The organism is Salmonella sp. SA14318, assembly GCF_029866905.1.
Taxonomy (GTDB): domain Bacteria; phylum Pseudomonadota; class Gammaproteobacteria; order Enterobacterales; family Enterobacteriaceae; genus Salmonella; species Salmonella enterica.
On record NZ_CP123282.1, the window covers coordinates 3,983,791 to 3,998,307 of the forward strand.

Sequence of the window (14,517 nt, forward strand, 5' to 3'; positions counted from 1 at the left end):
CTGAAGGCGGCACGGATCACTATCCCTCTTTAAGTAGCCGCCGAAAGGCGGCTACTGTGTTTCGGGACGTCTTTCGGCTTTACAATAAGCATAAAGGAGTCCTTAATGAACACCCTTCCTATCATTCTGACTGGCGATCGCCCCACCGGCTCGCTGCACCTCGGCCATTATGTCGGTTCACTGCGCCAGCGCGTCGCGCTACAGCAGGATCACCAACAGTATGTCCTGATTGCCGACCTGCAGGGACTCACCGATAACGGCAGTAATCCGCAAAAAATCCGCGATAATATTCCGCAAGTGTTAGCTGACTATCTGGCCGTCGGCATCGATCCCGCGCTGACGACGATCTGCCTGCAATCCGCGTTACCCGCCCTCGCCGAATTAACGGTGCTGTATATGAATATCGTTACCGTCGCCCGGGTGGAGCGTAATCCTACGGTAAAAAATGAGATTGCCCAAAAAGGCTTTACCCGTTCCCTGCCGGTCGGGTTCATGGCGTATCCCATTAGCCAGGCGGCAGATATCACCGCCTTTAAGGCCGAAATGGTACCGGTTGGCGACGACCAATTGCCCATGATTGAGCAAACGAATGAGATCGTTCATAAGATGAATAGTCTTTTCTCCTCGCCGGTATTGCGACCCTGTCAGGCGCTCCTGAGCGATACGGGCCGTCTGCCCGGCATTGACGGCAGCGCCAAGATGTCGAAATCGCTCGGCAATACCCTGCTTCTTTCCGCCAGCGAAGAGACCATCCACCGTGCGGTCAGCGCGATGTACACCGATCCCAATCATTTAAAAATTAGCGATCCGGGAAAAATAGAAGGTAACGTCGTCTTTACGTGGCTGGATGCGTTCCATCCGGATAAAACCAAAGTCGCGGCGATGAAAGCACATTATCAACAAGGCGGATTAGGCGACCGTGTCTGTAAAAATGAGCTGGAGACCTGCCTGCAAGAACTGATCGCGCCAATACGCGAACGACGGGCAACCTTTATTGCAGATAAGGGAATGCTAATGGAATTGCTGAAAAAAGGTAGCGAGCGGGCGCATGAGGTCACTCAAAAGACGCTACAGGAAGTAAAACGTGGACTGGGTCTGCCCACGCTATTCCAGGTATAATCAGGCATCAACGTTGTCCAGCGGCCATGACTCAAACAGATAGCCATCAAAGTAGATGTCATCAACATTGGAAAACTCCAGCAGACGCTGCTTCACGTTTTCCAGGTGCTGCCACATCGCCAGTTTCGCTGCGCGGGCGTCTTTCTTAATTAACGCCGCGAGGATCTGCTTATGATCGACCAGCCACTCCTTACGGTAAAGCGTATCGCCCAGATGGCTATGAAGCTGGAGCCACATCGGATTATTTTCACGCCATTGCCAGGACTGACGGAAGAGCTCTACCAACATACTGTTATGGGTCGCTTCGGCAATGGCCAGATGAAACTGCATATCGCCGCTTTCTGAGCCGCCCGGCGCGCTGGAGGCGAGCTCTCGCTCTTCCAGTTGTAACGCCTGGCGCATTTTAATGATGTCTTCGCGGGTGGCCTGCAGAGCGGCAAATTCAGCGATATTGCTTTCCAGCAACTGACGCGCCTGTAACAGTTCAAACGGCCCGGCGTCATTACAGTGATTGACGTCAGCGCCTTCCATCTCGTTATTATCCGCGCTGTCGAGCACGTAGATCCCGGCGCCGCGGCGGACTTCAACCAGACCTTTAATTTCCAGCATGATCAGCGCTTCACGCACGACGGTACGCGTCACATTGAGCCTCTCAGCGATCTCTCTTTCCGGCGGCAAGCGCTCCCCGGGGCGGTACGGCGTCTGAACAATCAGATCCCGTATCATTGCGCCCACTTCCTGGTAAGGTCTTTGCTGAGAAGTGTTTGATTTCATATTGGTCGTGCCCGTCCGATGCGATTTCCCGGTATCAGACTATAGCATTTGTAAAGAGGGATAGCACGCGTAGCACACCAAAAACTCGAAACTGGTCAACCAACAAAATAATAATGCGCCCCGTTTCGCTAGTGAGGCCAGATGAAAGGAAAGGCAATAGACAATACACGACTGATGTTCCACCTTTAGACCTGATGCCTGAATATGAACAGCATATTGGTTTACCAATATAAAATTTATCAACCAAAAATCAGGCCATAAAATGTGTCTGTACATTGACAGGAACAATGCCTCTGACATAGCGTGATCGGCGAAAATCCAGCCGCTCTCTTTGTATCAAGAACGCGTTATGATAAAAGACACCGTGTTTTTCGCCCCAGGCGTATCCGGGGGAAGCAACGCCTCCAGTTTGTCGAGCCGCCATCGCCGGGCAGCGATTATTCTGCATGAAATTTATGGTATTAACGCTCATATCCAACGCGCAGGCCATGAATGGATGACGCGCGGATTCGACATCTATATTCCCGCGCTGTTTCCTCACCATACCCCCTTTCGCTATGAACAGCAGGAGGAGGCTTACCGTCACTTTTCAGCAAATGTCGGCTTTGATTCCGCCGTCGTTACCACGTTACTCCACGATCTCAGAACGCAGTATGAGACGTTAATCGTCGTAGGATATAGCGTCGGCGCAACGCTCGCATGGCTAAGTGCAGCCAGTGGGTTATGCGATGGCGTCATTTGCTATTACGGTTCCCGTATACGCCAGTACCTTCATCTTGCGCCTCTCTGTCCGGCACTGGTTATTATCGCGCGTTATGAGCCGGCGTTTGATCCCCTCGCCATGCGACAGGCGCTGGAAAAGCGCCCCCGGGTGCAGTGTAAAATGTACGATGCGCGGCACGGGTTCTGTGATGCTGATAGCGCCACGTTCGATGCCGCCCTGTCGCATCAGGTAATGGACGATGTGAGCGCATTTATTCGCGACATCACCCGTGCAAACACATCGCCCGATTTTCAGCTTTAGTGGAGACTTTTTTCAACGAGCTGTTCCAGTTTTTTCAAAGCCTGTATATCTGCGGCATCAAGACCATAACGTTGCAGCGTTTCAGCGGGATGATAACTGACTAACGTTCGCCCATCGGCTTGCTGGCTAATGAGCACCCGAAACGGTAAATCCAGTGCCAGTTCGGGATGCGCCAGCATGAGAGGCGTTCCGCCTTTAGGATTGCCAAAGACCAGAACCGTTGTCGGCGGCATTTTCAGGTTAACATTCTGTGCCGCTCTGGCATGATCAAATTCCCCAAATAACACCAGACCGTGATCGGCGACAGCGTGCATCAACCGCGCTCGGGTCTGCAAATAGTCATAAGCGCTGTAGGTTTTAACCATGGTTATCGCTCCATCCTCCGTTGCAAAGCCAGGCCTTATTAAGATTAACATCAGGGTTACCGCCAATAAAAAAGGCTTTAAAATAGTACTCATTTTTCTCTCTCCCTGACCCAATACCCATGAGTAAATGCGACACAGATGATATGCTGTTTAAAAATCAGTCATCGTACTGTACCCCTTATTATTGCACTGAACAGCTCATCACTAAAAAAACAGACGGCAGAACAAAAAATTCCGACGTCTGAACAAATTTAAATAACGATGATCCAGTCTGACTGAGCGACAGCGCGATCATTATTATGGCGCGACACCATCTTCTTCAGCCCGCTGGGTAAGAAAGAATATACTCCGCTCAGTAAGATAATAAATACTACAGGCCAACTCTTCAGAGATACGGAGCATCATTGCGTAGTGATGATGCGATTTTTCTGGCGCCATCGGCAGAAATATTTCTGACTCCAGCACGTCACTTAAAAAATGAAATTTATGTACATATTCAGCAGATATAACGCCTCTCGCCATCAGATTAGCCATTAGTGTATTTAAACTATCTTGTTCATGATACACGATACCTTTTCTCTCATGAATTCTGAGAAGAACGCTTCTGAAGGCTGCATGACATTCCTTTACGACACAGGAAAAATCATTAAGTATCAGGCGATTATACGCTTCCATAAGATCATATTCGACAAAGCCATACTCTCCAGGAGAGTACAAATAATAACATATGTTTTTAAGCCGTTTTATTCTGCGCAACCTTACAATTCTACCATTTTCATAGCGATATTTTAAACTATGCTCATGAAATATATTATTTAATTCACTAATCGCCTTATCCGGTTCTAACCCAAGCGTAACTTCATAGGTTCGAAGGTAGGTATCTATATAGTTAAAAGCAAGCTCAATGGTATCAATATGCTTTCTTTTATCATCTGTTTTTAATAACAGATTACTCATTTCATCCAGATATGACGTTGAATGCGCATATAAGGTGAATAAGCCATACTCTTTGCGCAACGTTTTACATATTCTTCGATAAACTTCGTCAGAATGACTATTATGATAGCAGTATAATGTCATATCATAAAAAGAGGAGCAATTCCCTAACGTATTAATAATCAATAAGATTATTTGCTCGCGTATTTCTAACGGAATATCTTCATATAACAGATCGCTATGCCTTAGTGAGTATGGTCTAAAGGTGTGCATTCCTCCCCCTGTAACCGCAACAGAAAAAATTACGCTATGAATAGCGCCACATTACTCTAATTCAGTGGTTCAGGTATTAATATCAGCTCAACAGTGAGTCATTTTTTCTTATTTTTTAATGGTGTTGCGTGAATATTTATTTACTCTACAGATAATTGTAACCCATCGCCCTTTGTCATTCTGCTGACCATCACTGGTGCGAAAATCTGGATTATCCATGGCATTCAGTCTTCACTGAATGCCACAGACAAGGGTTATTCAACTAAAGCTCACCTGTCCCTTAGTCCTTCTTTCATTCCGTTGCGTCGTTGCCATACCAGCACACTTAAACGTAAGGTGAGCTTATTGTTTTTATCGACGGGTCAGAACAATCCTTCGCCGGTCATACAGTGTTTCAACTGAGAGCTGCAAATCATATTTCGCATTCTTCAGTTTTCGCGATTTAAGCATTTTCATCGTGACGCCACTTATTTGCCCTGTTTCAATCCGTCTCTTGATTTCGGCTGCGCTTAACAGGAGTTGCTTCTTCAAAATCGACAGCAGGCTGACCTGAAAAGAACGGGAAATCCTGACGCTAACACTGACCTGCTTGTGGGAGGCGATACTGACCAGCCACCGTTCCTGAATGTGAAAATCAGGCTGCCCCGATAATTCAGCATTGTTTCGCTTCAGGATCGCGTTGTCATAAGCAAAATATTGCACCGTGGCAGCATCATTCGCCATCAGTCGGCCATAAAGATCGCGGTTAATTTTGCTGACTGGCAGACGCGAGAACAGGGAGATATTCCAGGTGTAATCGCAGTGTGTGCATTTATAGATACTCCAGACATCGAGTACCTTCTTTTGCGAATTAACCCGAAATGCCCCAGAAGGCGTGAAGTCCCGTTTTACGCTGCATGAAGGGCAACGTTTCGCTATGCGCTGATACCCCACAGGAGTGACAGTCCATATGACTTTCATAACGTACCTTTTTTAACCCATACAAAACCGGATCCGAACTCAGCGGACCATAAATGTTTATGTATGAAAAATATTTAAGTGATATTTTTCAGTGGGTTAAAAAAAGATTTCCAACGCAACAACCCTGTCAATGGCTAAAAAGATACGTCGAGACTATCAAAGCGGTCATTATCGGGTATATGAGTTTAATCAATATTCATTATGGTAGCGGCGGGATCTATTCAACTGACTTACTAAACGCATGATCCTCCCTTTGAGATCACACTTTTCACTCCCGGTTATTCACTTACAGAAATCAGGTGTTATCATTCACGACGTAAATACCTTTCAACTCAACTCGAGGCTTTGATGCTGGAGAATGTCATCATCTGATAATCAGTTCCCCGACCTTTTCAGGCCGGACTGATTATCAATGCGCCGAAATCGAATGCGGACACCGCAGTGTGTTTGCACGTTTTGCCTATGATGATTAAACAGGTTCTTCAGTATGAATTTATCCCGTCAGGAACAACGTACCTTACACGTTCTCGCCAAAGGCGGACGCATTACGCACATCCGCGATGCGTCAGGCCGCGTCACCGCCGTTGAGTGCTATAGCCGCGAAGGGCTGTTGCTCGCCGATTGCACGCTCGCTGTATTCAAAAAACTCAAAACCAAAAAGCTGATCAAATCCGTTAACGGTCAGCCCTACCGCATTAATACAACCGGGCTGAACAACGTTCGCGCCCAGCCTGATAATCGCTAAGGAGATGATGATGGATATCAGCGCCGTTATTTTTGCAACGCATCACATTCGGCTATTACCCGATGAAGGCAAAATCCCCTGGGACGAGCCAGCCTTCAGCCAACGCATGCTGGAAAATCATCTGTCGCAGGACCACGACTGGGCCAGCCGCCGGCTAACCGTGATTGAGCAACAGGTAACATGGATTACCCGTCAGTTACCCGCTGGCGCCCGCATTCTGGATCTCGGCTGTGGACCCGGTTTTTATACCCGCCTGTTAGCAGAGCGGGGGTTTCACTGCACAGGCGTAGATTTCTCTCCGGCATCCATCACATGGGCTCGCCAGCAGGCGCAAGCCGCAAACCTGAATATTGACTACATTCAGCAGGATATTCGTACATACCACCCTACGGAACCTTTTGATTTTATTATGATGACGTTTGGTGAACTGAATGTCTTTAGCGCTGCGGATGCGCATAGCCTCATCAGTCATTGCGCGCAGTGGTTGAAACCGGACGGCAAACTGCTTGTTGAAGTGCATACCTTCGATGAAGTTAAACGCCAGGGCATGGCGCAGCCAGGCTGGCAGCGTTGTCCGCACGGCCTGTTTCTTGCCGTGCCTCATCTGCTGTTAACGGAAAATGCCTGGGATGAAGAGGCCCAAACCAGCTCAACGCAGTTCTGGGCGATAGCGGAAAACGGCTGTACCACCCGTTTCGGCAGTCAAATGAAGGCCTGGCGCGATGATGAATATATCAGCCTGCTTGGTGATGCTGGCTTCACTGTGTTGCAGCGTCCGGACAGTCACACCTGGCCGGTCGGCGAGACTTTTGCAGGCAAGCTGTTTGCGCTGCTGGCTGAAAAAGCATCCACTTCTGAGGGTATTGCCCTCAGTAAAAGGAATAACCCAATGGATATCCCGCGTATTTTTACCATTAGCGAAAGCGAACACCGTATCCATAATCCGTTTACAGCGGAAAAGTACGCCACACTGGGCCATGCGTTACGCATGAAGCCAGGCACGCGGATTCTCGATCTCGGTAGCGGTTCGGGTGAGATGCTCTGCACCTGGGCTCGCGATTACGGTGTTATAGGTACTGGCATTGACATAAGCCCGCTCTTCACCACACAGGCAAAACAACGTGCAGAAGAGCTCGGCGTCAGTGAATACGTACATTTTATTCATAACGACGCGGCCGGTTATATCGACGAGGAAAAATATGACGTGGCGGCCTGCGTAGGCGCGACCTGGATTGCGGGCGGTGTCGCGGGGACAATAGATCTGCTGGCCAAAAGCCTCAAACCTGGCGGGATCATTCTCATCGGTGAACCGTACTGGCGTCGGATCCCCGCAACGGAAGAGATCGCCCACGCCTGTGGCGTCTCATCTGTCGCCGATTTTCGCCCCCTGCCCGAGCTGGTCGCCTTTTTCGACCAACTCGGCTATGACGTAGTGGAAATGGTGCTGGCGGACCTGCAAGGCTGGGACAGATATGAAGCCGCGAAGTGGATGACCATGCGCCGCTGGCTGGAGGAAAACCCTGACGATGAATTTGCGCAAGAGGTTCGAACAGAACTGACGGCAGCCCCCAAACGTCACGTCACCTGGACGCGAGAATACTTTGGCTGGGGCGTATTTGCGTTAATCGCGCGATAATGTGAAGCAGGAGGTATAGCCTACAAGAGGTATACCTCCATTTAAAAGTATGCAACAAATTAACGCGGCTCAAGGCGGGAATATATCGCCTTAATTTCGCCATTAAGTTTCTGCCACAATATGTCGCAAAACGTGCAAGCGTTCCACCTCACCTGATGAACGAAACCACCATCAATAAGACGTTATTGCTGCGATTCAATTATTAAGAATAAAAAAGAACCAGAAGAAAATTAAAAAATGACTTACCCACCATATTAGCTATTGTTAAAATCAAAGTAATCCTCCGTAAAAGCTGGAACTTTTTATTTCTCATAGACGAGAATTTATATATTATGATATAATACGGCAGAAAAACATGCAGGTTATTAACCTGCCATTAATGTAAATAATTCTTTGAGGAGATGTTTCCAGTGGGACGTAAATGGGCAAATATTGTTGCTAAAAAAACGGCTAAAGACGGTGCAACGTCTAAAGTATATGCAAAATTTGGTGTAGAAATCTATGCTGCTGCTAAACAAGGTGAACCAGACCCGGAATCAAACTCAGCTTTAAAATTCGTTATTGAACGTGCGAAACAAGCACAGGTTCCAAAACATGTTATTGATAAAGCCATTGATAAAGCCAAAGGTGGCGGAGATGAAACGTTCGTGCAAGGGCGTTATGAAGGCTTTGGACCAAATGGTTCAATGGTTATCGCTGAAACGTTGACGTCTAATGTTAACCGTACGATTGCTAATATCCGCACAATTTTCAATAAAAAAGGCGGGAATATCGGAGCGGCAGGTGCTGTCAGCTATATGTTTGACAATACTGGAGTGATTGTATTTAAAGGAACAGACCCTGACCATATTTTTGAAATTTTGCTTGATGCTGAAGTTGATGTTCGTGATGTAACCGAAGAAGAAGGAAACATCGTTATTTATACTGAAGCTACAGACCTGCACAAAGGAATTGCAGCGCTAAAAGCAGCTGGAATTTCTGAATTTTCAACAACAGAATTAGAAATGATTGCTCAATCAGAAGTTGAACTTTCACCAGAAGATTTAGAAATCTTTGAAGGACTTGTTGATGCCCTTGAAGATGATGATGATGTGCAAAAAGTATATCATAACGTTGCAAACCTCTAATTATAAATTAAACAAATCTGTCTCTATGGCAGATTTGTTTAATTTATAAAGCTGTTATAAAAAAGTCTATCTGGCCAGATATATAGATCTTTAAATTTATGTGTCTTATCACGACCTGATCTGACACATAGCTTTGAAAGATTGAGAGTTACCGGTTTTGATATAGTGTCGAATCCTTATATAAAACATGAGGTAATTTTCATGTTTCATACGACGAATCCCGTCAGCAAGCTAAGCAAAAGCCAACAATATCGGGCTACTTACAATCTCCCTGTGCTCTTTAAGGCACCGCCCTTATAAATTCCGCTTGCGCTCATGATGGCTCATCTGGCGCTCTACGCGTCGCTTGACTACAGGTGTGACTCCACTGTAAATAGACCCGTTTTAGTTCCATGCATTTTTTGAGATCCCGGCCAAATTTCTAAATTTCATTCTAGATTCCAATTTATAGCTATGCCCATGTTCATGGGTGGCTAACTCCCTGTTTATGTTCTCATAATGTTTGGCTAGAATGCGTAACGAAGCGAAACCGAGCTAAATATTAACAGTCCCGCTTGAACGATTTGTTATACTTATTTTTAATACACATAGTCGAAGTCAGGTTCAGTGAACAATTTGTCTTTTAATTCTGGCATCATTTGAAGTTGCTCACGCCAGTCATCCCAATTGAAAGTTTTATAAAACTTTGTGCCTTCCGACTGGGCGCTTACAGCTAGCTTCCTTCCAAAATTGTTGGCTGAGTAAAGTGCTGACTCTTTGATCTCTTTTAAGTAATTAAACTGACCATTTGAACCAATTGGGAACAATAGACTTTTAATGATTTCAAACTCACCGCTCGCTGTTTCATCGGAGCTGTTATCAACCACCAATTTCCTTGCTAAATCCAGGAGCATTCGCCCTTTAAGGGTTGGCAGCAAAATAACTGAGTTGTCTAGTCGTTTGACTAACCCCAATGCTGACAACATTGTCGTAACTTCTCTTATTGTACCTGTAGTTGAGTAACCTAGCCTTTCTTTAAATGTTGGGTTGTGGATTAATCCATTTTCTGTAATCTCATCAAGTACAGCGTATTTAAGACCAAATGGCCCTCCATGATTTGCAAAAACTCTAATATCAAAACTAGATAACCTCCCAAAGACAGTACCAAACAGCAAATCTTTGCATACTAGATGAGACATAAGATCTAACATTAACTTTTGTTCTGATAATTTGTCAGCGTCAAATTCACCAGGAAGGTAAATTATTCGTAACCCTTTTAACAGTGCACGAGTTTGTGAGTTTTTCTTATACTCTGAGATAACTTCATCGATTCGCATTCGGTGTTTGGTTGTATCTTTTGCAAAATAAACTTTCAGATACGATTCTTCTTCATGCAGCAAGGTCATCAGGTCTTTATGAATCCCCTCAGTATGCGACCATAAAACCTGTGACGATAAGACTCGATGAAAGTCTCTTTCTAACACACAGCTGTAGTCGAATTTCTTCCTTCCAGCTTCAAGAACTCCAAGCAACTTGGTACTTGCGTATCTTGATAAAACACTGTCCATTGCTTCTGCAATAAATTGATGCTCAGGTGATGCTGCCATGTTTCCTCAATATGTATAACGCCTCAATAACCGGCTCAGCTTTGATGCATCCGGTGCCGCAGGCGCGAAGTTGATTGAATTGTTAGGTGTAAACAATGAACTAGTTTCTCTTGATTTCGCTATTGAGATAGCTACTCATTTTGTCCGAGGTTAATGGCGCACTTAAAATAATACTGTCGGAAATGGAAATATGTTTCGGAATTAGATCTCGACATATGGATGGACTAACATTACCATCTAATCTCGGAACACCCGCCCCCAATGTTTCGCCCAATTCTTCAAGAAATGCTCTATCTCCCGAGTCAGAGCTTTCTACAACGGACTTAAATTCTAAGACATCAATGAATGCAACTGCCCGATCTTCGAAAGCTATATTTGGCACACACGCTCCCTACACCTAATAATTTAACAGAAGGGCTTATGCCCACAAGTCGAACACTTTTACGCCTTTTTCCTGAATTCAACTCATACCAAACTAACTCTCATACACCTCTATTTCAATAAATTTTTCTGATATTGGTAAATTTACGTGCAACGAAATTTGTACAGGCAGTACCCATGTTGTTCTTGAATTTACTCAAGCCGGATACATGGAAATTTATCCAGTAGTTTGATGCAATAAAATAAGTGAAGATCGTTCATTTACCACAAAGCCAAATGTCAGCTTTTGGCACGGAGCAGACATGACTCCTCAGTTACGAAGATTTACCATATCGTTGCTACGACCATTATGTAATACTCTTCCTGCATCCTCACTAATACTCCAGCAGCACCAATTGATATCTGGTAAATGAACGATACATCATGCTTACCAAGCCAAGCATTACAGAGTTATCTACACCCGCCTTTAACGGATACTTTTCTGTAAATAATCCCATTTTAGAAAGTTCATAGACTCAGTTCAATATAACTAGCCCTGGGTCAAGAACAGTTCGCGCAGTAATGCGGTAGGATCTGTCTACCTCAGCACCGGACTGAATAATATACGCAGTCAGATCCAACCGTGTAAGTTCATGACGCGTGCGTAACCCCATCATCTCACGCCAAGTAATCCCCCCAGACGTATTCAGTTCGTTTTCTATCAACATCCGTTTAGCCGCAGGAATGACGTGTTCTTCCAGTTGCCGTAACGTATGTCGGTCGCTGACAACCAGCCATCCCCACCCCCTTGCGTGTGCCCATGCCCGACCCGCATTGGCTTTTGCACGGTTGACACTTAAGGCCATGCTGTCTGTAGGCTTAACTTCAACAAGGAGGCACCGGCCATCAACAGTCGCAACGAGCAGGTCCGGATAGTACTTTCGGAGTTTGTCTTTAAAACTGTACGGTATAGCAACGGGTTGTTCCTGATAAAAGGAAACCTGATCGCTACGCTCCAACTGCGTCATGATAGTAAGTTCAAGTCCGGACTCGTACTGGACGGTGCGTGCGAGCTTCTGTGAGTAAAAATGACCGGCGATATCCGAATCATTGACTATTCGCTGCGAAGAGAGATGTACTGCTGACGGTGGCGGAGCGATGACTTTGGGCCAGTCTGTATAGCTTAACCAGCCACTGATCTCAGATTCAACTCTCTCTTTCGCAGCTCGACTCCGGTTCAGCTCGCGTAACTTCGCCAACTTTGCCTTTTGTAGCAGTGAAATATCGGAGAAGAATCCCACAATTTCCTCTCTCTTAACCTTCTGAATACCCGCAGTGCAGAGAATAAACTTCGCGGCTAGTCCGGACGACGTCATAAAATCACGGTGAGCGATACGATGCACCCATATTGCTATTTCATACGAGGAATTGCTGACTGCGTTAATGAGCTTTTTAAGGGCAGCACCGGGGGTCCCATCATAGCGAGATTTACCCGCTAGCCGCCTGAAGGCTCGTTCCTGAATTTGTCTCACTCTTTCACGGGAAACGCCGCATTTGGCAGCGATCTCAGCGAGTGTATAAGGATGCTCATCCGTGCCGAGACGCATGAGAAGAATATCCCGATCGCGTTCCTTAGATAAACTCTCCACAGCGGCACTTATCAGCATGATGACATCGGACTCACTGGCTACATAATCCAGAAATTCTGTACTGGGGACGAAACCTGTTATTTGCTTTTCATCTGGTGTTTTACCGCTCGCTCCCGACACCGCGGCACATGACGAAGCAGCTTGCTTACTCGCCCCTGTTTCCTGATTTTTCTCCGTTTTCTTTTCAGTGGCAGCAGACGGGCACAGGGCATTGATAAGACATGCCCACTCTTGATTTTGTGTGTCTTTGAAATAGCGCGCCAGATCACTAACCGAACTAATGTTGTTGTTCTGGCAAAATTCAGAGGGGAGCAAACGCTTAATCGCGCCGAGTATGCCTCCAGACGTACGCTGATGACGTCCGGCAAGCTCACTTAACTTGAGGCCCTGCTCGATTGCCAAGATCAGTTGCTGAAACTCTTCTTTACTCCACGGAGCTCCGTGGCGCGCTGGAAAGTTTTTGGTGGAGATTTCAGACATGGCTTTAGCTTAGTACTCCCTGTTTTCGTCCCAAATTGCCTCATTGTGAACGCATGACGTCCATTTACAGTGATAATGATAACAACTTCAGTCAGTGGTAGAAAACAGCCGCACCTGAGCTGCTCCCCATTTAACACATGCGATTCTTTTTAACGTCCGCATATGGCACTAAACCGCCCCCAGATCAACACTCTCCTCTGAACACCTCTTTCCTATGCCATTCCACAAACCGCTCGCCCGGATAATTTTCTTTAACCGGAGGCAACGCGATCTCTTTCCCCGCAAAATCCCAGAACAACCGCTGTACCACTCCGCCACCATTCACCGCGTCGGAAACCACCACGCGCATATTTTCATCCAGACCAATCGAACCACGATCGAACGCTTTATGATGAATTGCGCACAACGCCAGGCCATTAGGTACTTCACAAGGACCATGATGCTGCTTCCATCTGATATGGGCTGCTTCAAGGGCTATAGGGGCGTTGTCGTGGCGCATATTGAAGCCGCAGACCGCACATTGATAATTGTAAGCTCGTAGCACCGCCTGGCGAAACTTCGGATCGCGTTGACGGAAAGAGGTGCGAATATCAAAACCCATCTCGTCAGCGATGTCTTCCTGAATACTGGTCGGAAAATGCGCCTCAAGGATCTGCTGCGCCAGCGCGTCGATTAGCTTACGTTTTTTTGTTACCAACGCGAAATTGACGGCATCAAACCCACCAACAACATTATATTCAATGAGTTCACGTTTAGGTGGCTGGCGGCTACCGCTGGTTGAGCAGAATTCCGCGTTTTGCAATTCCCAGAAACCATCGCCCTCAGACGCCAGAACGGCATATCCGGGCGCTGTTCACGGCGCTGTGGCCCATAGCGCTCCAGCAAATCCAGCAATTGCTCATGAATTTCAGAACCATAATCAAACAGGCGATCGTTACCCTGCCGATAGTGCGAGAGGACATATAACAGCAATAACGGCTTATGCGGCGCTCGCTGTTCGCCTTTGCGCCAAATAGTAATATTTGATATCGCTTGCTTTAGGGTTTTGTCAGCGGTCATTACGTTAAAGAATCCATGAGCACATAGTTGCGATGATGCTCTCCCAGTGGATCATGGTGCGGGCGGCGAGCTGTGCATCACCCTTTCGCGTCCTCAAGATAACGGGCGGCAAGCATTTCAGCGGATTCGATGCCTGCGATACCACTGACTGCTTTGTCGTAGAGCCAACCGATGATGGACTGGAAAGAGCGCGGGCGGTGGGATGGAGGGAGGTCGTCAGCGCTTTCGTCGTCCTCGTCTTCGTAGTTTTGGTATTCGTTATTCAGCTCCATATCACCCCTTTGTAGGCAGGCAGATAAAAAGAAGGCTTTAACCATCGTAAAGACGGTTCTGGCCGGAGGTTCAATGGGATGATATGGGGTTGAAAAGATTTGGAGCTACAAATCATCTCCTTACAGATTAAAACAAATGGCGAGTAGCCCTC

The 14,517-nt window shown here is 46.6% G+C and carries 12 protein-coding genes and 1 pseudogene; 5 read left to right on the plus strand and 8 right to left on the minus strand.

The window, feature by feature from the left end; genetic code table 11:
• Positions 1-105: 105 nt before the first annotated feature.
• Entirely contained in the window at positions 106-1,119 is a 1,014-nt protein-coding gene (trpS, locus tag QEN32_RS19035; protein ID WP_001094615.1) for a tryptophan--tRNA ligase, read from the plus strand.
• On the opposite strand, the gene uxuR is transcribed toward trpS, so the two are convergent.
• Positions 1,120-1,893, minus strand: coding sequence for a Uxu operon transcriptional regulator (uxuR, locus tag QEN32_RS19040; RefSeq protein ID WP_000841654.1), 774 nt, complete (start codon positions 1,891-1,893; stop codon positions 1,120-1,122).
• Between the two features lie 349 nt (positions 1,894-2,242).
• On the opposite strand from uxuR, the gene QEN32_RS19045 reads away from it, so the two are divergent.
• A complete protein-coding gene (locus QEN32_RS19045; protein ID WP_265322026.1) occupies positions 2,243-2,917 on the plus strand; it encodes a dienelactone hydrolase family protein in 675 nt (224 codons plus the stop codon).
• Here QEN32_RS19045 and QEN32_RS19050 read toward each other — a convergent pair.
• The 3 genes from QEN32_RS19050 to QEN32_RS19060 form a co-directional block, all read right to left on the minus strand.
• On the minus strand, positions 2,914-3,375 hold the full coding sequence (locus QEN32_RS19050; protein ID WP_001654330.1) for a DUF302 domain-containing protein: 462 nt from the start codon (positions 3,373-3,375) through the stop codon (positions 2,914-2,916). The genes QEN32_RS19045 and QEN32_RS19050 overlap by 4 nt on opposite strands.
• Positions 3,376-3,579: 204 nt before the next feature.
• Positions 3,580-4,491, minus strand: coding sequence for a hypothetical protein (locus QEN32_RS19055; protein WP_000556774.1), 912 nt, complete (start codon positions 4,489-4,491; stop codon positions 3,580-3,582).
• Between the two features lie 351 nt (positions 4,492-4,842).
• Complete coding sequence (locus tag QEN32_RS19060; RefSeq protein WP_000864865.1) at positions 4,843-5,451, minus strand: DUF1062 domain-containing protein; 609 nt, start codon at positions 5,449-5,451, stop codon at positions 4,843-4,845.
• A gap of 487 nt (positions 5,452-5,938) precedes the next feature.
• On the opposite strand from QEN32_RS19060, the gene QEN32_RS19065 reads away from it, so the two are divergent.
• The 3 genes from QEN32_RS19065 (at position 5,939) to QEN32_RS19075 (ending at position 8,959) form a co-directional block, all read left to right on the plus strand.
• The gene (locus tag QEN32_RS19065) at positions 5,939-6,196 is read left to right on the plus strand and encodes a YjhX family toxin (RefSeq protein WP_001054380.1); all 258 of its coding nucleotides are present in this window, start codon (positions 5,939-5,941) and stop codon (positions 6,194-6,196) included.
• A 4-nt stretch (positions 6,197-6,200) separates the two neighbouring features.
• The gene (locus tag QEN32_RS19070; RefSeq protein WP_265322027.1) at positions 6,201-7,832 is read left to right on the plus strand and encodes a class I SAM-dependent methyltransferase; all 1,632 of its coding nucleotides are present in this window, start codon (positions 6,201-6,203) and stop codon (positions 7,830-7,832) included.
• Positions 7,833-8,242: 410 nt separating this feature from the next.
• Positions 8,243-8,959 carry a YebC/PmpR family DNA-binding transcriptional regulator gene (locus QEN32_RS19075; protein ID WP_000532937.1) on the plus strand — a complete coding sequence of 239 codons (717 nt, stop codon included), beginning with the start codon at positions 8,243-8,245 and terminating at the stop codon, positions 8,957-8,959.
• Positions 8,960-9,537: 578 nt separating this feature from the next.
• Here the strand turns inward: QEN32_RS19075 and QEN32_RS19080 are convergent.
• The 4 genes and pseudogenes from QEN32_RS19080 to QEN32_RS19095 form a co-directional block, all read right to left on the minus strand.
• Positions 9,538-10,545: a hypothetical protein gene (locus QEN32_RS19080; RefSeq protein WP_023205817.1), complete on the minus strand. Its 1,008-nt coding sequence runs from the start codon at positions 10,543-10,545 to the stop codon at positions 9,538-9,540.
• Between the two features lie 896 nt (positions 10,546-11,441).
• The gene (locus tag QEN32_RS19085) at positions 11,442-13,034 is read right to left on the minus strand and encodes a sigma factor-like helix-turn-helix DNA-binding protein (protein ID WP_023205816.1); all 1,593 of its coding nucleotides are present in this window, start codon (positions 13,032-13,034) and stop codon (positions 11,442-11,444) included.
• Positions 13,035-13,218: 184 nt separating this feature from the next.
• Positions 13,219-14,093, minus strand: a pseudogene (locus tag QEN32_RS19090) (phosphorothioated DNA-binding restriction endonuclease).
• Positions 14,094-14,170: 77 nt separating this feature from the next.
• Positions 14,171-14,365 carry a hypothetical protein gene (locus QEN32_RS19095; protein WP_000422448.1) on the minus strand — a complete coding sequence of 65 codons (195 nt, stop codon included), beginning with the start codon at positions 14,363-14,365 and terminating at the stop codon, positions 14,171-14,173.
• Positions 14,366-14,517 lie beyond the last annotated feature (152 nt).